This is a genomic window from Actinomadura syzygii, from assembly GCF_008085905.1.
In the GTDB taxonomy this organism is placed as follows: Bacteria; Actinomycetota; Actinomycetes; order Streptosporangiales; family Streptosporangiaceae; genus Spirillospora; species Spirillospora syzygii.
Window position 1 is genome coordinate 554,995 of record NZ_VSFF01000003.1, and the last position, 17,178, is coordinate 572,172.

At 75.3% G+C, this 17,178-nt stretch carries 15 protein-coding genes and 1 pseudogene; 12 read left to right on the top strand and 4 right to left on the bottom strand.

Annotation, left to right across the window (positions count from 1 at the left end; all coding sequences use genetic code 11):
• Nucleotides 1-9 precede the first annotated feature (9 nt).
• The 9 genes and pseudogenes from tal to FXF65_RS09810 all read left to right on the top strand — a co-directional run bounded on the left by tal (nucleotide 10) and on the right by FXF65_RS09810 (nucleotide 11,659).
• Nucleotides 10-1,125 carry a transaldolase gene (gene tal / locus FXF65_RS09770; protein WP_148349368.1) on the top strand — a complete coding sequence of 372 codons (1,116 nt, stop codon included), beginning with the start codon at nucleotides 10-12 and terminating at the stop codon, nucleotides 1,123-1,125.
• Entirely contained in the window at nucleotides 1,122-2,795 is a 1,674-nt protein-coding gene (locus tag FXF65_RS09775) for a glucose-6-phosphate isomerase (RefSeq protein WP_148349369.1), read from the top strand. Before tal ends, FXF65_RS09775 begins: the two co-directional genes overlap by 4 nt.
• Before the next feature lie 187 nt (nucleotides 2,796-2,982).
• Nucleotides 2,983-4,641 carry a phosphoheptose isomerase gene (locus tag FXF65_RS09780; protein ID WP_187412188.1) on the top strand — a complete coding sequence of 553 codons (1,659 nt, stop codon included), beginning with the start codon at nucleotides 2,983-2,985 and terminating at the stop codon, nucleotides 4,639-4,641.
• Nucleotides 4,638-6,368 (top strand): glucose-6-phosphate isomerase, encoded by a 1,731-nt coding sequence (locus tag FXF65_RS09785; RefSeq protein ID WP_148349370.1) that lies wholly within the window; start codon nucleotides 4,638-4,640, stop codon nucleotides 6,366-6,368. The genes FXF65_RS09780 and FXF65_RS09785 overlap by 4 nt, the downstream gene beginning before the upstream one ends.
• 258 nt (nucleotides 6,369-6,626) lie before the next feature.
• Nucleotides 6,627-8,153 carry a glucose-6-phosphate dehydrogenase gene (gene zwf, locus FXF65_RS09790; protein WP_148349371.1) on the top strand — a complete coding sequence of 509 codons (1,527 nt, stop codon included), beginning with the start codon at nucleotides 6,627-6,629 and terminating at the stop codon, nucleotides 8,151-8,153.
• Nucleotides 8,153-9,064, top strand: a pseudogene (locus tag FXF65_RS09795) (glucose-6-phosphate dehydrogenase assembly protein OpcA); the annotation flags it as partial. The gene zwf and the pseudogene FXF65_RS09795, both read left to right, overlap by 1 nt.
• A 161-nt stretch (nucleotides 9,065-9,225) precedes the next feature.
• The gene (gene pgl, locus FXF65_RS09800) at nucleotides 9,226-9,981 is read left to right on the top strand and encodes a 6-phosphogluconolactonase (RefSeq protein WP_148349373.1); all 756 of its coding nucleotides are present in this window, start codon (nucleotides 9,226-9,228) and stop codon (nucleotides 9,979-9,981) included.
• 99 nt (nucleotides 9,982-10,080) lie between these two features.
• Nucleotides 10,081-11,283: a L,D-transpeptidase gene (locus FXF65_RS09805; RefSeq protein ID WP_246198455.1), complete on the top strand. Its 1,203-nt coding sequence runs from the start codon at nucleotides 10,081-10,083 to the stop codon at nucleotides 11,281-11,283.
• Between the two features lie 46 nt (nucleotides 11,284-11,329).
• Nucleotides 11,330-11,659, top strand: coding sequence for a cupin domain-containing protein (locus tag FXF65_RS09810; protein ID WP_067887049.1), 330 nt, complete (start codon nucleotides 11,330-11,332; stop codon nucleotides 11,657-11,659).
• A gap of 38 nt (nucleotides 11,660-11,697) precedes the next feature.
• Here FXF65_RS09810 and FXF65_RS09815 read toward each other — a convergent pair whose 3' ends face one another.
• The 3 genes from FXF65_RS09815 to fdxA all read right to left on the bottom strand — a co-directional run bounded on the left by FXF65_RS09815 (nucleotide 11,698) and on the right by fdxA (nucleotide 13,176).
• Nucleotides 11,698-12,132 (bottom strand): hypothetical protein, encoded by a 435-nt coding sequence (locus FXF65_RS09815; protein WP_148349374.1) that lies wholly within the window; start codon nucleotides 12,130-12,132, stop codon nucleotides 11,698-11,700.
• 70 nt (nucleotides 12,133-12,202) lie between these two features.
• Nucleotides 12,203-12,856 (bottom strand): helix-turn-helix transcriptional regulator, encoded by a 654-nt coding sequence (locus FXF65_RS09820; protein WP_222868454.1) that lies wholly within the window; start codon nucleotides 12,854-12,856, stop codon nucleotides 12,203-12,205.
• Nucleotides 12,853-13,176 (bottom strand): ferredoxin, encoded by a 324-nt coding sequence (gene fdxA / locus FXF65_RS44460; protein ID WP_222868455.1) that lies wholly within the window; start codon nucleotides 13,174-13,176, stop codon nucleotides 12,853-12,855. Before fdxA ends, FXF65_RS09820 begins: the two co-directional genes overlap by 4 nt.
• Before the next feature lie 151 nt (nucleotides 13,177-13,327).
• Between fdxA and FXF65_RS09825 the strand changes: the two genes are divergently transcribed.
• From FXF65_RS09825 to FXF65_RS09835, 3 genes are read left to right on the top strand one after another with little or no spacing between them, the layout of a single operon-like run.
• Entirely contained in the window at nucleotides 13,328-14,533 is a 1,206-nt protein-coding gene (locus FXF65_RS09825; RefSeq protein ID WP_222868456.1) for a sensor histidine kinase, read from the top strand.
• Nucleotides 14,514-14,942, top strand: coding sequence for a pyridoxamine 5'-phosphate oxidase family protein (locus FXF65_RS09830; protein ID WP_148349376.1), 429 nt, complete (start codon nucleotides 14,514-14,516; stop codon nucleotides 14,940-14,942). The genes FXF65_RS09825 and FXF65_RS09830 overlap by 20 nt, the downstream gene beginning before the upstream one ends.
• 39 nt (nucleotides 14,943-14,981) lie before the next feature.
• A complete protein-coding gene (locus FXF65_RS09835; RefSeq protein ID WP_148349377.1) occupies nucleotides 14,982-15,647 on the top strand; it encodes a response regulator transcription factor in 666 nt (221 codons plus the stop codon).
• Here the strand turns inward: FXF65_RS09835 and FXF65_RS09840 are convergent.
• Entirely contained in the window at nucleotides 15,644-17,173 is a 1,530-nt protein-coding gene (locus FXF65_RS09840; protein WP_148349378.1) for an MDR family MFS transporter, read from the bottom strand. The two genes, FXF65_RS09835 and FXF65_RS09840, sit on opposite strands and share 4 nt — an antisense overlap.
• Between the last annotated feature and the right edge of the window lie 5 nt (nucleotides 17,174-17,178).

A 17,178-nucleotide genomic window follows, 5' to 3' on the forward strand; every position in this document is an offset into this window, starting at 1 on the left:
AGCAAGGCGATGAGCGACATCCTGAAGCGGCTCTCGGACGAGGGCGTCTCGATCTGGCTGGACGACATCAGCCGCGACCGGCTGCGCACCGGCAACCTGGCGGCGCTGGTCAAGGACCGGCACGTCGTCGGCGTCACGTCCAACCCGACGATCTTCGCCAAGGCGCTGAGCAAGGGCACGGCCTACGACGACCAGGTCCGCGACCTCGCGGTGCGCGGCGTGGACGTCGAGGAGGCGTCCCGCGCGATCACCACCTACGACATCCGCTGGGGCTGCGACGTGCTGCGCCCCGTCTACGACCGGACTGACGGCCTCGACGGCCGCGTGTCCATCGAGGTCGACCCCCGGCTCGCCCGCGACACCCGCAGGACGGCCGCCGAGGCGCGCGCGCTGTGGTGGCTGGTCGACCGGCCGAACCTGTTCATCAAGATCCCCGCGACGAAGGAGGGCCTCGCCGCGATCACGTCGACGCTCGCCGAGGGCATCAGCGTGAACGTGACGCTGATCTTCTCGCTGGAGCGGTACGGCGAGGTCATCGACGCGTTCTTCGCCGGCCTGGAGCAGGCGCGGCAGAACGGCCACGACCTGTCCGGGATCGCGTCGGTGGCGTCGTTCTTCGTCAGCCGGGTCGACACCGAGATCGACAAGCGGCTCGACAAGATCGGGTCCGACGAGGCGAAGGCGCTGCGCTCCAAGGCGGGCCTCGCCAACGCGCGGCTCGCGTACGCGCTGTACGAGGAGAAGTTCGGCACCGACCGGTGGAAGGCGCTGAAGGACGCGGGGGCGCGCCCGCAGCGTCCGCTGTGGGCGTCGACCGGCGTGAAGGACCCGGACCTCAAGGACACCCTCTACGTCGACGAGCTGGTCGCGCCCGGCGTGGTCAACACCATGCCGGAGGCGACGCTGGACGCCGAGGCCGACCACGGCGACGTGCGCGGCGACACCGTCCGCGGCTCCTACGACGAGGCGCGGGCGCACATGGCGGCGCTGAAGGACGCGGGCGTCGACTACGACGACGTCGTCCGCGTCCTGGAGGACGAGGGCGTCGAGAAGTTCGCCGCGTCCTGGAAGCAGATGCTCGACTCCATCACCGGCGAGCTGGACGCCAAGAGGGCCGGCGCGTGACCTCGGTGGTGACCGCCGGGGGGATCTCGGTCACCATCCGCGGCGCCGTCGTCGACGAGAGCGAGACGGTCCTCGACCGTCTCGTCTCCGACGGCGTGCCGGGCTCGCTGACGTCCGGCAACGCCAAGCTGTGGGGGCCGGACGCGGCCCCGCTCGCCGCCCGCCGGCTCGGCTGGCTGGACCTGCCGGAGACCGCGCGGCCCGTGGCGGCCCGGCTGGCCGAGGCGGCGGAGGACGCCCGCGACGCCGGGCTCGACCGGATCGTGCTCGCCGGGGCGGGCGGCCCCGCCCTCGCCGCCGAGGCGATGTTCCGCACGGCGGGCGGGCGCGACGCCACGGGCGCCGACCTGGTCGTCCTCGACACGGCCGACCCGCACGAGGTGGGCGGCGTCCTCGCCGCCGGGGTCGACCGGACGATCGTGGTCGTCGTCGGCGAGAGCCCCGAGGCCGACGCCCTGCACCGCGTCTTCGCCCACGCGTTCGGCGGCACCGGGCTGAGCGCGGCCGAGCAGGCGCTGCGGTTCGTCGTCGTGGCCGACGACGGCTCCGAGCTGGAGCGGACGGCCCGCGCGGCGGGCCACCACATCGTCGTCGCCGAGCCGGACACCGACGGGCGCTTCGGCGCGCTCGGGGCGCGCGGGCTCGTCCCGGCGGCGCTCGCGGGCGTCGACGTGGACGGGCTGCTCGACGAGGCGTCCCGGCTGGCGGGCGTGCTCCGCCAGCCGTACGACAACCCGGCGCTGGCGCTCGGCGCGGTGCTCGCCTCGTCCGCGCTCGGCGCCCGCGACAAGCTGGTGATCGCCGACCACGGCTCCGGGCTGCACGGCCTGCCCGGGTGGGCGGAGCAGCTCGTCGCCGGGGCGCTGGGCAAGGACGGCAAGGGCCTGCTGCCCGTGGTCGTGGAGAGCGTCGACGCGCCCGGCTTCGAGCTGACCGGCGCCCTCCGCCGGGTCATCCTCGGCCGCCGTCCGGACGAGCCCGGTCCAGGGCGCGAGGCCGGGGTGAGCGTCGCGGGCCCGCTCGGAGCGCAGTTCCTGCTCTGGGAGTACGCCGTCGCGGTGGCGTCCCGGGTGGTCGGCGTGAACCCGTTCGACGAGCCGGACGCGGACGCCTCCAGGCAGGCCGCGGCCGCGCTGCTCCGCTCGGAGGACGGCGCCGCGCCCACGGTCGTGACCCGTCCGCCCGAGCTGGTGTCGGGCGCGGTGGAGGTGCACGCCCCGGAGGGCGCGCTGCGCGGCGCGCGGACGCTCACCGAGGCGCTCGACGCGGTCCTGGACGACGTCCCCGACGGCGGCTACCTCGCCGTGCAGGCGTTCCTCGACCGGACCGGCGACGCGGCGGCGGCCGGGCTGCGGCCGCTGCTCGCCGCGCGCGGCGGCAAGCTGCGCCGGGATCCGGCGCCGGTGACGTTCGGCTGGGGCTCGCGGTCCCTGCACGCGGCGGGCCAGTACCACAAGGGCGGCCCGGCGAACGGGGCGTTCCTCCAGATCACCGGCGCCGTGGTGGACGACGTCCCGGTCCCCGGACGGCCCTACACGCTCGGCGAACTGGAGCTGGCGCAGGCGTTCGGCGACCTGCGGACGGTGCGGTCGCTGGGGCGTCCGGCCGTCCGGCTGCACCTGCGCGACCGGGTGGAGGGCCTCGCCCAGCTCACCGAGGCGCTCGCCTGACCCCCTGCGCAGCGACCCGCCGCCCGGCGACCCACGGCGAACCGCCGCTCGACGACCCGGACGACCCGGGACGGAACGGGCGGGACGCAGGGCGATCGCCCGAACCCGAATCGCGACGAAGAAGATCGACGGAGATGGTCGCCAATGCCCTTTCTCTCCTGAAACGATGGGGGCCGGGAGGGGAACGGTGTCCGGATTCGACGTACTGACGCGGGGCGAGGTGCTCGACTCGGCGCTGCAGGCGAGGGACTACCTCGTGAGCTGCGGCGTCCCGGCCGCGCTGGCCGCGAAGGACCCCAAGCTGTGGGGCAGCCGCGCGGTCGACCACAGCAGGCTCGGCTGGCTCGACCTGCCCTTCGCCTCCCGCGGCCTGCTGAGCCAGGTGGACGCGCTCGTCGCGGAGGCGCGCTACTCGGGGCTCGACCACATAGTGCTGATCGGCGTCGGCGCGGAGACGCTCGCCGCGCAGGCGATCGTGGAGTCGCACGTGCCCGCCGCCGGGGGCGACCGCCCGGCGGGCGGGCTCACCGTGCTGGACGGCAGCGACACCGCCGCGCTCGCGTTCGCACTGGAGCGCCTCGACCGTACGCTCGTCGTGCTGGCCAGCAAGGCGGGCGTGTCGCTGGAGGGCGACGCCTACCGGCGGATCTTCGCCGCGGCGTTCCGGGAGCGCGGCCTGTCGGAGCGGGAGATCGCGTCCCGGTTCCTGGTGATCACCGATCACGGCAGCCCGCTGCACGACTTCGCCCGGCAGTGCGGCTACCGGATCGGGCTGACCGACCCGTACCTGCCCGGCCACTACGGCGCGCTGTCGGCGTACGGGCTCGTCCCGGCGGTGCTCGCGGGCGCGGACGCCGAGCGGCTGCTCGCGGAGGCGGCGTCGCTCGTCCCGTCGCTCGGCAAGGACGAGGACAACCCGGGCCTGCTGCTCGGCGCGGTCCTCGGCGGCTGCGCGCAGCAGACCCCGGGCGGCCTCGCCCGCGACAAGGTGCTGCTGCGCGGGCCCGGCGCGCTGACCGCGTGGATCTCCCAGCTCCTCGCGGTCGGCACCGGCAAGCGGGGCCGCGGCGTGCTGGTGTTCGAGCCGCCGGGCGGGCGCGGCGACTTCCCCGACGTGCACGGCGTGTCGATCAACCCGCGGTCGGCGGCCGACGAGGACGCCGACACCTCGGTGTGGGCGCCGCTCGGCGCGCAGTTCCTGCTGTGGGAGTACGCGACGGCGGTCGCCGGGTGGCTGCTCGGGGTGAACCCGTTCGAGGCGGGCAGCGCGGTCGTGCAAGAGGCGGAGGACGACGCCGCCGCGCTGCTGCGCACGCCGGGCGGGACGGCGCTGACCGCCGAGCGCCCGGTGTACGTGGAGGACGGCATCGAGGTGCACGCCGACTTCCCGTGGCCGCCGGGCGCGGAGCTGATGACCGTCCTCGGCGGGCTGGTCGCGTCGGTCCCGTCGGACGGGTATCTATCCGTCATGTCGTATCTGTCGGGCGACTTCTCGGGGCGCTACCTCGCGCCGTCGCTGGCCCGCGCGTCGGGCCGCCCGGTCGTCTACGGGCCGGGGCCCGCCTTCCCGCACGCGACGGGACCGGTGCACAAGGACGGCCCCGGCAACGGCGCGTTCCTCATCATCACCGGCGACCCGGCGCCCGGCGACGCGCTCGCCGCGCACCCCGTCCCCGGCCGCCCGTACAGCCTGGCGGAGCTGCAGGTGGCGCGGGCCCTCGGCGAGCTGCGGGCGCTGCGCGAGCGGCGGCTCCCGGTGATCAGGCTGCACCTGCGCGATCCGGTCGAGGGCGCCGGACGGCTCACCGAGGCGGTACGGGCGGTCGCGGGGGCGCGCAGGCCGTGACGTTCACCGCCGTCGTCTCGGGGGAGACGGCCATCACCGCCCGCGGACCGCTGCGGGCGGCCGCCGAGCGGGTGCTCGGCCGGTTGTGGATCGACCAGGTGCCGGTCCGGCTCGCCTCGGAGGACGCGTCGCTGTGGCCGTCCGCCGACGCCGCCGCCCTGGAGGGCCGGGACTTGTGCTGGCCCGGCCAGCCGGGGCCGGGGCGCGCCGTCCTGGACCGTGCCGGGGAGCTGCGCGACCGGGCCCGCGCGGACGGGCTGACCGAGGTCGTGCTGCTCGGCGACGGCGCCCCGGCCCGCGCCGCCGAGCTGATCGTCGCGTCCCAGCGCCACGCGGTGCCCGACGGCGCCGGGCCCGACGACCCCGACGAGGAGGCCGCCGCCTTCGACGTCCCGGCGCTCACGCTGCTCGACGGCCCCGAGCCGGGCCCGCTGCTCCGCCTCCAGGACGACCCCGGCCGCCTCGCCCGGACGCTGGTCGTGGTGACCGGCGACGACCCCGCCGTCGGCGCGCTCCGCGAGGTCCTCGGCGGGATGCTCGGCGGCCTCGGCCTCTCCCCCGCCGACGTCGCGCGGCGGATCGTCACCGTCGCCGAGCCGGGCGCGGCGGCCGCCAAGCTCGCCGCCGAGGCGGGGCGCCCGCTGGTCGAGGCGCCCGCGCCGACCGCGTTCGGCGCGCTGTCCCCGTACGCGCTGGTGCCCGCCGCGCTCGCCGGGGCGGACGTCGGCGCGCTGCTCGGCGACGCGACCGCCGTGCTGCCGTCGCTGACCCGGCCGGAGCACAACCCGGGGCTCGTCCTCGGCGCGATCCTCGGCGGCGCCGCCCGCGCCGGGCGCCGCACCGCCGTGCTCGGCGGCTACTCGGCCGCGCCGCCCGGCCTCGCCGGGTGGGCGGCGGCGCTGCTGGCGGAGGCGACGGGCGGGCGGCTGACGCCGGTCGTCCAAGAGGGCGGCCTCCCGCTCGCGCCCGCCGACGACCTCTTCCTCGTGACGTTCGGCGGCCGTCCGCGCCAGGACGACGCCACCGTCACCGGCCCGCTCGCCGCCCAGCTCGTCGTGTGGGAGTACGCCGCGGCAGTCGCCGCGTACCTGCTGAGAGCCGACCCGATGGCGCCGCGCGCGCCCGCCGCCCCGCCGACGCTCGACGACGGGACGGGCGGGCCGCTGTTCGCCGACGGCGCGCCGGACCGGGCCGTCGAGGCGCACACGACCGTCCCGGAGCTCGCGGCGGCGGACACGCTGCCCGCGCTCATGACCGCGCTCACCGCACTGGCCGCCGGGGCCGGTCCGGGCGGGCGGCTGGCGATCCTCGCCTACCTCGACCCGGACGAGGCGCGCGGGCAGGGCGCGCAGGTCCGCAGGCTGGCCGCGCTGCTCGCGGCGCGCAGCGGCCGCCCGGTGACGGTCGGCTGGGGCACGCGGCGGACCGCGATCGGGAATGATCACCCGGACGGGTGCGTATACCTGATGGTGACCGGGAACGTGGACCGCGACATGCCGGTCCCGGGACGGGGGCACCGGCTCGGGACGCTGCGGCTGGCCCGGGCGCTCGGGGACGTCCGCGACGCGCGCGCCGCCGGCCGCCCGGTGCTGCGGCTGCACCTGCGGAACCGGTGGGCGGGGCTCGCCCGCCTCCTGGACGCCGCACGCGAGCCGGGCCCCGTCCCCAACGGGGAACCGGACACGGAACCGAACACCGGATGGGGAACCGGATGGAACACGGGATGAGCGCGACGCCCCCCGGGGCGCGTACCCGTGGACGTCCCGCGCCGCCCCCGGCGGCCCGGGACCGGAGATGTGGCCACGGAAGAATGCGCAGAGAGGGCAGGATGCTTGCAGAACGAGGACGACACGGCGCCGCGCGCCCGGCCGGGGCCGGGCGCGCGGCCGGACGGCCGGACGGGCCCCGATGACCGCAGCGAAGCGAGGATCTTCGGGCCGCCGACCCGGGGGCCCGGGGGAAGCCCCGAGGAAAGGTAGAGCCACGTGACCGACCCAGCCAATCCGCTCCGCGACCCACGCGACAAGCGCCTGCCGCGGGTCGCCGGCCCGTGCGTGCTCGTGCTGTTCGGCGTCACCGGCGACCTGTCGCGCAAGAAGCTGCTCCCGGCGATCTACGACCTGGCGAACCGGGGGCTGCTCCCGCCGGGCTTCTCCCTCGTCGGCTTCGCGCGCCGCGACTGGGCGCACGAGGACTTCCGCCAGATCGCCTACGACGCCGTCAAGGCGCACGCCCGCACCCCGTTCCGCGAGGACGTCTGGACGCACCTGTCCGAGGGCATGCACTTCGTCCCCGGCGAGTTCGGCGACCCGGGCGCGTTCGACGCGCTGTCCATGGCGGTCAAGGAGCTGGACGAGAGCCGCGGCACCGGCGGCAACTACGCGTTCTACCTGTCGATCCCGCCGAAGGCGTTCCCGCTCGTCGTCGAGCAGCTGCAGCGCAGCGGGCTGGCCGAGCGCGAGGAGGGGTCCTGGCGGCGGGTCGTCATCGAGAAGCCGTTCGGCCGCGACCTGCGCACCGCCAAGGAGCTGAACGACACCGTCCACCGCGTCTTCCCCGAGGAGTCGATCTTCCGGATCGACCACTACCTCGGCAAGGAGACCGTGCAGAACATCCTGGCGCTGCGGTTCGCGAACTCGATGTTCGAGCCGATCTGGAACCGGTCGTTCGTCGACCACGTGCAGATCACCATGGCCGAGGACATCGGGATCGGCGGCCGCGCCGGGTACTACGACGGCATCGGCGCGGCCCGCGACGTCATCCAGAACCACCTGCTGCAGCTGCTGGCGCTGACCGCGATGGAGGAGCCGACGTCGTTCAGCGCGGAGGCCGTCCGCGCGGAGAAGGCGAAGATCCTCTCGGCGGTGCGGGTGCCGGGCGACCTGTCCGCGTCCACGGCGCGCGGGCAGTACGCGGCGGGCTGGCAGGGCGGCGTGAACGTCCGCGGCTACCTGGAGGAGGACGGCATCCCCGCCCACTCCCGCACCGAGACCTACGCCGCCGTGAAGCTCCAGATCGACAACCGGCGCTGGGCGGGCGTCCCGTTCTACCTGCGCACCGGCAAGCGGCTGAGCCGCCGGGTGACGGAGGTGGCGATGGTGTTCCAGCAGGCGCCGCACCTGCCGTTCTCCGAGACCGACACCGAGGAGCTCGGGCAGAACGCCCTCGTGATGCGGGTGCAGCCGGACGAGGGCATCACGGTCCGGTTCGGCTCGAAGGTGCCCGGCACCTCGATGGAGATCCGCGACGTCAACATGGACTTCGCCTACGGCGAGTCGTTCACCGAGACCTCCCCCGAGGCGTACGAGCGGCTGCTGCTGGACGTGCTGATCGGCGACCCCCCGCTGTTCCCCCGCCAGGAGGAGGTCGAGCTGTCCTGGGAGATCCTCGATCCGATCGAGGAGTTCTGGGCGAGCCGGGGCGGTCTCGACCAGTACAAGTCCGGCGGCTACGGGCCCGACAGCGCCGACGAGCTGATGGCGCGCGACGGGCGCACCTGGAGGAGGCTCTGATGAACATCGACCTCACCGGCACGACGACCCGGCAGATCCAGGACGCGCTGACGCAGTCCCGGCACCTGATGGGCGGCCCGGCCGTCGGCATGGTGCTCACGCTGATCATCGTGACCGACGAGTCGGCGCAGTACGACGCGGTGCGGGCGGCGACGGAGGCGGCGCGCGAGCACCCCTGCCGGGTGCTGACCGTCATCTCCCGCGACCCGCGCGGCGGGACGTCCCGGCTGGACGCCGAGATCCGGATGGGCGAGACCGGCCCCGGCGAGACGGTGCTGCTGCGCATGTACGGGCCGCTCGCCGAGCACGCCGACTCGGTCGTCGTCCCGCTGCTGATGCCGGACACCCCGGTCGTGACGTGGTGGCCGGGCGGCAAGGTGCCGAAGGCGCCCGCGCAGGACTCGCTCGGCCGCCTCGCGCAGCGCCGGGTGACCGACTCCTACGCGGCCCGCGACCGGCTCGGCACGCTGGCCCAGCTCGCGGACGGCTACCGGCCGGGCGACACCGACTTCACCTGGACGCGGCTGACGTCCTGGCGGTCGCTGCTCGCCGCCGCGCTCGACCAGGACCACGAGGACATCGTCTCGGGCCAGGTGGCGGCGGAGCCGGACAGCCCGAGCGCGGAACTGCTCGCGGCGTGGCTGTCGATCCGGCTCGGCGTCCCGATGTCCCGCGCGGTGTCGGAGGGGCCGGGGATCACCGGCGTGACGCTGACGACCACGGCCGGGGACATCGTCGTCCACCGCCCGGACGGGCGGGTCGCGACGCTGTGCCGTCCCGGGCAGCCCGACCGGCAGGTGGCGCTGATGCGGCGCCCGATGGCGGAGCTGCTGGCCGAGGAGCTGCGGCGGCTCGACCCGGACGAGGTGTACCGGGAGGCCGCGGCCCGCTTCGCCAAGGACCTCGCGGGCGGGACGACCCGCGAGGGCGTCGCGAGCGACCCGGTGTCGGCGACGGCGGAGGCGGCGAAGACCGGCCCCGCGAAGCGCGAGGTCGCCGACCGCGAGGCCGCCGACGACGCCAGCGCCACCGGGGACGACGGCGAGGGCGCCGCGGGCGGATCGGAGAAGGCGTGAGTCCCCCGTCCGTCCTCGTGCACCGCGACCAGGAGGTGCTCGCCGCCGCGGTGGCGGCGCGGCTGGTCACGCGGATCGCCGACGCCCAGGCCGCGCGGGGCACGGCGTCGGTCGCGCTGACCGGCGGCGGCGTCGGAACGGCGGTCCTCGCGGCGGTCGCCGCGTCCGACGCGCGCGACGCCGTCGACTGGACGCGCCTCGACGTGTGGTGGGGCGACGAGCGGTTCCTGCCCACCGGCGACCCGGAGCGCAACGAGACCGGGGCGCGGGCGGCGCTGCTCGACCACGTCCCGCTCGATCCGGCGCGGGTGCACGCGATGCCCGCGCCGGGCGGCCCGGACGGCGACGACCCCGAGGCCGCCGCCGCCCGGTACGGCGCCGAGCTGGCGGGGGCCGGGGGCCGGCTCGACGTGGTGCTGCTCGGCGTCGGCCCCGACGCGCACGTCGCCTCGCTGTTCCCGCACATGCCCGGCCTGGACGCGGACGCGGCGGCGGTGGCCGTGCACGGCGCGCCGAAGCCGCCCCCGACCCGCGTCTCGCTGACGTTCGGCACGCTCAACTCCGCCGACGAGGTGTGGGTGCTCGCGGCCGGGGAGTCGAAGGCGGAGGCGGTCCGGCTCGGCCTGTCGGGCGCGGACGTCGCCGAGGCTCCCGTCGCCGGGGTGCGCGGCCGGAACCGCACGCTGTTCCTGCTGGACCGGTCCGCCGCCGCGAGGCTCGCGCCGGGGCCCGACACGTCCGGACGGCCCTGACCAGCGAGAAGCAGAACGAAGCCCGCGCTTTCGAATGTCTTCGGCAAAACCGTGCATACCCTGACGCAGGGAATGCCCGTCGAGCGGGAGGAGTGCCCAGTGCTCAGGCGACGGACCGGGACGGCCAGCGCGGCGATCATCGGAGCGGCGGTCGTCGCCGTCGCGGGCTGCTCGTCCGGGGGCGGCGGAGGCGGCGGCGGGGGCGGCGCGGGCAAGGCCGCGGACGCGGTCAAGCTGGCCATCACCCCCGCCACCGGCACGCAGCGGGTCGCGCCCGACCAGCCCGTCACCGTCACCGCCGACAAGGGGCGGCTGACCAGCGTGACCCTCACCTACGGCCAGAAGAACGCGAAGGCGCAGGGCCGGCTCGCCTCGGACGGCAAGTCGTGGAAGTCGTCGTGGACGCTCCGCCCGTCCACGACGTACACGGTCACCGCGAAGGGCACCGGCGACGGCAAGGAGGCCACGGCGACGTCCACGTTCACGACGCTGACCCCGCCGAAGAAGCTGGAGAGCGGCATGTCCCCGCTGGACGGCGAGAAGGTCGGCGTCGGGATGCCCGTGCAGTTGCTGCTGTCCAAGCCGGTGGGCACCAAGGCCGGGAAGGTCGCTGTCGAGAACGCGATCGAGGTCCGGATGTCCAAGCCGGTCGAGGGCGCCTGGTACTGGGTCAGCGACCGGGAGGTCGACTTCCGGCCCCGTGAGTACTGGCCGGCCGGGCAGAAGGTGGAGGTCGTCGCGCACCTGGCCGGGCTGAAGGCGGGCGAGGGCCTGTACGGGATGAAGGACCGCAGCACCAGCTTCACGGTCGGCCCCCGGCACATCACCACGATCGACGCGAAGAAGCACACCGCGACCGTCACCGACGGGGGGCGCACCGTCCGGACGATGAAGGTCAGCCTCGGCAAGCCGGGTCACGACAGCTACAGCGGCACGATGATCGCGCAGGAGAAGAACGCGCACATCGTGATGGACTCGGCGACCACCGGCGACCCGGGCGAGTACCGGATCCCGACGAAGTGGAACGTCCGGCTGACCTACAGCGGGACGTTCGTCCACTCCGCGCCGTGGTCGACCGACTCGCAGGGCAACGACAACGTCAGCCACGGATGCGTCAACGCCTCCCCCTCCGACGCCAAGTGGTTCTTCGACTTCACGAACCGCGGTGACGTCGTCACGGTGACCGGGACGACGCGGAAACTCCAGTTCGGCAACGGCCCGACCCCGTGGGCGAAGTCGTGGGACGCCTGGCTCCAGGGCAGCGCGACCGGCAGGCCCGTCACCGCCGCGCCGCTGAACTGACCCACCCCGGTGAGGCTCCGGCGGGGGCGCTGGCACACTGGGTGCCATGCAGAAGCTCTCGCTGGACGCACAGGTACGGGACCAGCTCAAGCGCGCCGCCGCCGGATCCACCGGACGCAGCGCCGAGACCGTGTACGGCGGGCACGAGCACGTCCTGCGCCAGACGCTGATCGCGCTGACCGCCGGGACGTCCCTGGCCGAGCACGAGAGCCCGGGCGAGGCGACGGTCCACGTCCTGCTGGGGCGGGTGCGGCTGCTGAGCGGCGACGACGCCTGGGACGGCATCGCGGGCGACCTGCTGATCGTCCCGGACGCGCGGCACGCCCTCGAGGCGCTGGAGGACTCGGCCGTCCTGCTGACGGTCGCCAAGCGCTGAGCCTCGACCCTCACGCCTCGACCCTCACGCCTCGGCCGTCACGCCGCGGCCGCGAGGACGCCGGCGCCGAGCGCGACCAGCAGGACGACCTTCGCGGCCTCGCACGCCACGTAGTACAGGTGCCCGCGGGAGCGGGGCAGGTCCTCTCCCGCGAGCACCCGGTCCGACCGCCGGTTGAGCCGGGGCCGGAGCACGCCGAGCTGCACGGCGAGCAGCGCCGCCGCCAGCGCGGCGAGCACGGCGACCGGCGCGGGCGGGCCCCCGGCGGCGACCGCCGCGACCACGACGACGGCGAGCCCGGTCTCGGCGGCGTTCAGCGCGCGGAACACGATCCGGCCGATGCCGAGCCCGACCGGGATCGTCACGCCGGGCGCGCGGAACTTCAGCGGCGCCTCCATGAAGGAGATCGCCAGCACCATCCCGAGCCACAGGAACGTCACCGCACCGGCCGTCGCCGCCGCCGTCGCGTTCATCGCACAACCGCCTTCCGGGGGATCATCGGCATCCGGGGATCTCGGCTTCCGGGATCTCGGCTTTCGGGGATCATCGAGGGGTGCGCCGCAGGTGGGCGACGCAGGCGCCGGGTTCGGCGAAGGGCTCCAGCCGGTCGGCGGACAGCGGCGCGTCCAGCTCCTCCAGCGCGCCCTGCATCAGGCCGAGGTGGACGTCGCAGACGAGCGGTCCGTACTCCTCCGCCAGTTCGAGGAACGGGCAGTGCCGGAGCCTGATCACGTCGTCGGCGGGCTTCGGGTCGAAGTCGAGGTCGTCGAGCAGGGCGGTGAGCCGTCCGGTGGCGTCGGCCTCGCTCGTCGGCTGGAACGGCGGCGGACGGTCGACGAGGTAGCGGCCCCATTCGCGGCCGGCGCGGGTGGCGTCCGCGCGGGCACCGGGGCCGCCGGACGCGAGCCTGCTGAGCAGGATCTGGGCGAGCAGCCGGTAGCCGCGGGCGCCGCCCCGGTCCATGCCGGGCCGCGGCGCGTACACGGTGCGCGGGCGTCCGCGCCCGGACGGCTCCTCGACGCTCCGCTCGACCGCGCCCTCGGCGGCGAGGGCGTCCAGGTGGAAGCGCGCGGTGTTGGCGTGGACGCCGAGCCGCCGCGCGACGTCGGCGACGCCGAGCGGCCCGTCCGCCGCGCGGAGCGCCTCCAGGACCTCGCGCCGCCGGGGCCGGTCCGGCTGCGGCGCGGTGCCGGTCACGCCTCCCCCGCCGGGGGCAGCGCCGCGATCAGCGGATGGTCGCGGTCGACGGCGCCGAGCTTGGCGGCGCCGCCGGGCGAGCCGAGGTCGTCGAAGAACTCGGCGTTGGCCGCCGTGTACGCCTTCCACTGGTCGGGGACGTCGTCCTCGTAGTAGATGGCCTCGACCGGGCAGACGGGCTCGCAGGCGCCGCAGTCGACGCACTCGTCCGGATGGATGTAGAGGGACCGCGCGCCCTCGTAGATGCAGTCGACGGGGCATTCGTCGACGCAGGCACGGTCCTTGACGTCCACGCACGGCTCGGCGATCACATAGGTCACGGCGCGCTCCTCCCGCATTTTCTACGAATAATACCTGTAGAAATTAATCGCGTCCCGGCGGGTCCCCGCCGCGCGCGGCCGATACCAAAGTCGACGGGCCGCCGACCTGCGGCCACTGCCGGCACGCGGACCCGCCGATAGCGTGGAGCGCGTGGAACTCAGGCGGGCGTGGCGCGACCGGCTCGGCGACGCGGGCGTCACCGCGGGCGCCGTCGTGCTCGGCCTGCTCATGCTCCAGGCGTCGCTGGAGGACCTGCAGGACGGCCAGGACCTCTCGGTCCCGCGGGACCTGGCGATCGGCGTCGTGAGCTGGACCACCGTCCTGCTGTTCCGCCGCCGGTACCCGGTCGCGCTCGCGATCGCGATGATGTTCGCGCAGCTCACCGCGTCGACGGTGCTCGGCACCGCGGCGGCGGCGGTGTTCTCGGTCGCCGTCCTGCGGCCGTGGCGGACGAGCCTGCCGATCGGCGCCGCGACCATGGGCGTGGTCGCCCTGGAGTTCTGGATCGCGCCGCTGTCGGCGCGCGACTTCCGCGAGGGCGTCGTCGTCTTCGCCCTGATGTACGCGGTGCTCGTCACGGCGGGGATGCTGGTGCGGTCGCGGCGGATGCTGGTGGAGTCGCTGCGCGAGCGGGCCCGCGCCGCCGAGACCGAGCAGCAGCTCAGGGTCGAGGAGGCGCGGCTGCTGGAGCGGGAGCGGATCGCGCGGGAGATGCACGACGTCCTCGCGCACCGCATCTCCCTGCTGGCCGTGCACGCGGGCGCGCTGGAGTTCCGCCAGGACTCGCCGCCCGAGCAGCGCGAGGCCGCCGGGATCATCCGGCGGAGCGCCTACGAGGCCATGGAGGACCTGCGCGAGGTCATCGGCGTGCTGCGGGACGACTCGCCGCGCGCCGCCGGTCCGGAGCGCCCGCAGCCGACGCTCGCGGACGTGTCCGGCCTGGTCGCCGAGTCGGAGCGCGCGGGCGGGCGCGTCACGCTGGACGACCGCGTCCCCGATCCGGGGCGCGTCCCGGCGCGGGTCGGGCGGCACGCCTACCGGATCGTCCAGGAGGGGCTGACCAACGCCCGCAAGCACGCGCCGGGGGCGCGCGTCCGCGTCACGCTGGGCGCCGGGGCCGACCTCGACATCGAGATCGTCAACGCGCTGCCGCCGGGACCGCCCGCCCGGCCGCTGCCCGGCGCGGGCGCGGGGCTCGTCGGCCTCGCCGAGCGGGTCGCGCTGCTCGGCGGGACGCTGGAGCACGGCCGCACCGGCGACGGGCGGTTCCGGCTGCGGGCCCGGCTGCCGCTCGGCGGCCCGCATGCCGGCGGGGATGCCGGGAAGGGTCTCCCCCATGGCACCGAACTCCGCTGACCAGCCACTGCTCGAAGAACTGGACCGCGCTGAATGCCTCCGGCTGGTCTCCGCCGCGGACGTCGGACGGGTCGCGTTCGACGACGGCGAGGGGCCGACGGTCGTCCCGGTGAACCACGCCGTCGACGGCGACGCCGTGATCTTCCGCACCTCGGCCGCCGGACGCCTGAACCGCAGCCTGCACCCGCTCGTGACCGGCGGCGAGGTCCGGGCCGCGTTCCAGGTCGACCAGTTCGACCGCGCGACCCACGAGGGGTGGAGCGTGCTCGTACGCGGCGGCGCGCATCCGCTGACCGACGACGAGATCCCGCACGTGGCGCAGGTCCGGCCGTGGCCGGGCGGCGAGCGCGACGCCTGGTTCCGGCTGGCCGCGCACGAGGTCAGCGGCCGCCGCCTGCGCCGCCCGTAGCGGGCGGGCCGGGCCGTTCCGAAGCCATAGGGTGACGGGATGGACTCCGCTGCCATCCGCGTCCTGATCGTGGACGACGACGCGCTCGTCCGGGCCGGCCTGTCGATGATGCTGGCGAACGCCGACGACCTCGACGTGGTGGCCGACGTCGCCGACGGCGCGGAGGTCGTGTCCGCCGTCAACCTGCACCGTCCCGACGTGGTGCTGATGGACGTCCGGATGCCGAGGCTGGACGGGCTCGCGGCGACCGAGCTGCTGCGCGCCCGCCGCGACCCGCCCGAGATCATCATCCTGACGACGTTCGACAGCGACGACCACATCGTCCGCGCGATGCGGGCGGGGGCGAGCGGGTTCCTGCTGAAGCACACGCCGCCGCCGGAGATCGTCCAGGCGATCCGGCAGGTCGCGGCGGGCGAGCCGATGATGTCGCCCGCGGTGCTGCGCCGGATGATGTCCTACGTCGCGGACGCGGGCGCGGACCCGCGGCAGGCCCGCGCCCGGGAAATGCTCGGCCGGTTGAGCGAGGGCGAGCGGGCCGTGGCGGCGCTGGTCGGGCAGGGCCGGACGAACAGTGAGATCGGCCGGGAGCTGTCGCTCAGCGTCGCGACGGTGAAGGCGTACGTGTCGCGCCTGCTGACGAAGCTCGAACTGAACAACCGGGTGCAGGTCGCGCTGCTCGTCCACGACGCCGCCCTCGACACCTAGTCGCGCGGGCCGCCGGGTCCGCGGGGTGCAAGCGGGACGTGCCGCAGCAGCAGCGCGGCGGCCAGGCCCGCGGCGAGCAGCGGCAGGGCGGCCAGGAACAGGTCGGTGAAGGCGGCGGCGAACGCTTCGGCGACGCCGTCCCGCACCGGGCCGGGCAGGGCGTCGAGCGCGCCGGGCCGGACGGCGTCGTCGAACGCGGGGACGCGGCCGTCCGGGACGCGCTGCCCGATCTCGGCGGTGAACCGGCTGGACACGATCGCGCCGAACACCGCCATCCCGGCGGCCGTGCCGAGCATCCGCGTCGCGAACACCCCCGAACTGGCCGCGCCGAGGTCGCGGGGCGGCGCCGCGTTCTGCGCGATCAGCACGACGACCTGCTGCGACAGCCCGGCCCCGAACCCGAGGACGGCCATGTAGCAGCCCGCGACGAGCAGCCCGGTATGGGCGTCCATGGTGGCGAGCAGCGCGACGCCGAGCCCGCTGACCGCCATGCTTGCTGCCGGAAGCCGGTGGTAGCGGCCGGTCCGGGCGATGCGGCGTCCGGCGCCCATCGAGGAGGCGAGGAGCCCGATCATCATCGGCAGTACGAGCAGGCCGGAGCGCGTCGCCCCGGCTCCCCCGACGACCTGGAAGAACATCGGCAGGTAGGTCGCGAGCCCGAATCCGGTGGCGCCGCCGACGGCCGCGACGACGCAGGCGACGGCGAACGACCGGTCGCGGAACAGGCGCGGCGGGATGACGGGCTCGGCCGCCGTCCGCTCCGCCAGAACCCATGCCGCGAACAGGACGGCGGATCCGGCCGCCAGCCCGAGCACGACCGGCGAGCCCCACGGGTACCGCGTCCCGGCCCAGCTCGTGAACAGCGTGAAGCAGGTGACCGCCGCGCCGAGCAGCACGATCCCGCGGTAGTCGATCCGCGGCTCGCGCTCCGGCCTCGGCAGCCGCAGCAGGAGCGCGGTCGCGGCGGTGGCGGCGAGGCCGAGCGGCAGGTTGACGTAGAAGGCCCAGCGCCAGGACGCGTGGTCGGTGAGGAACCCGCCGATCAGCGGTCCGGCGACGCTCGACACCGCGAAGACCAGCGCCGAGTACCCCTGGTACTTCGCCCGCTCGCGCGGTTCGAACAGGTCGCCGGTCAGCGCGAACATCGAGCTCATCAGGCACCCGGCCGCCGCGCCCTGCACGACCCGCAGCGCGATCAGCCAGTTCATGGACGGCGCGGCCCCGCACGCCGCCGACGCGGCCATGAACCCGACGAGACCGGTGAGCAGGACGGGACGGCGTCCGAACAGGTCGCCCAGCCGTCCCGACAGCGGGACGGTGACGCTGGTCGCCAGCACGTACGCGGTGGACACCCAGGCGAGCCGGTCGAGCCCGCCGAGGTCGCCGACGATCGCCGGGAGCGCGGTGCCGAGCACCGTCGCGTCCAGGGACGACATCAGCCCGGCGAGCATCAGCCCGCCGAACACCAGCAGCCGGTCCCGGCGGCTCATCGATGCGGCGGCTCCGGCGACGGTCGCGGAATTCATGTGCA

What these genes read in the sequence shown, in the direction of transcription:
- tal (WP_148349368.1), top strand. Translation starts at nt 10, where the DNA reads ATGAGCGACATCCTGAAGCGGCTCTCGGACGAGGGCGTCTCGATCTGG.
- FXF65_RS09840 (WP_148349378.1), bottom strand. Translation starts at nt 17,173, where the DNA reads ATGAATTCCGCGACCGTCGCCGGAGCCGCCGCATCGATGAGCCGCCGG.
- FXF65_RS09835 (WP_148349377.1), top strand. Translation starts at nt 14,982, where the DNA reads ATGGACTCCGCTGCCATCCGCGTCCTGATCGTGGACGACGACGCGCTC.
- FXF65_RS09815 (WP_148349374.1), bottom strand. Translation starts at nt 12,132, where the DNA reads ATGAACGCGACGGCGGCGGCGACGGCCGGTGCGGTGACGTTCCTGTGG.
- FXF65_RS09810 (WP_067887049.1), top strand. Translation starts at nt 11,330, where the DNA reads ATGCAGAAGCTCTCGCTGGACGCACAGGTACGGGACCAGCTCAAGCGC.
- FXF65_RS09830 (WP_148349376.1), top strand. Translation starts at nt 14,514, where the DNA reads ATGGCACCGAACTCCGCTGACCAGCCACTGCTCGAAGAACTGGACCGC.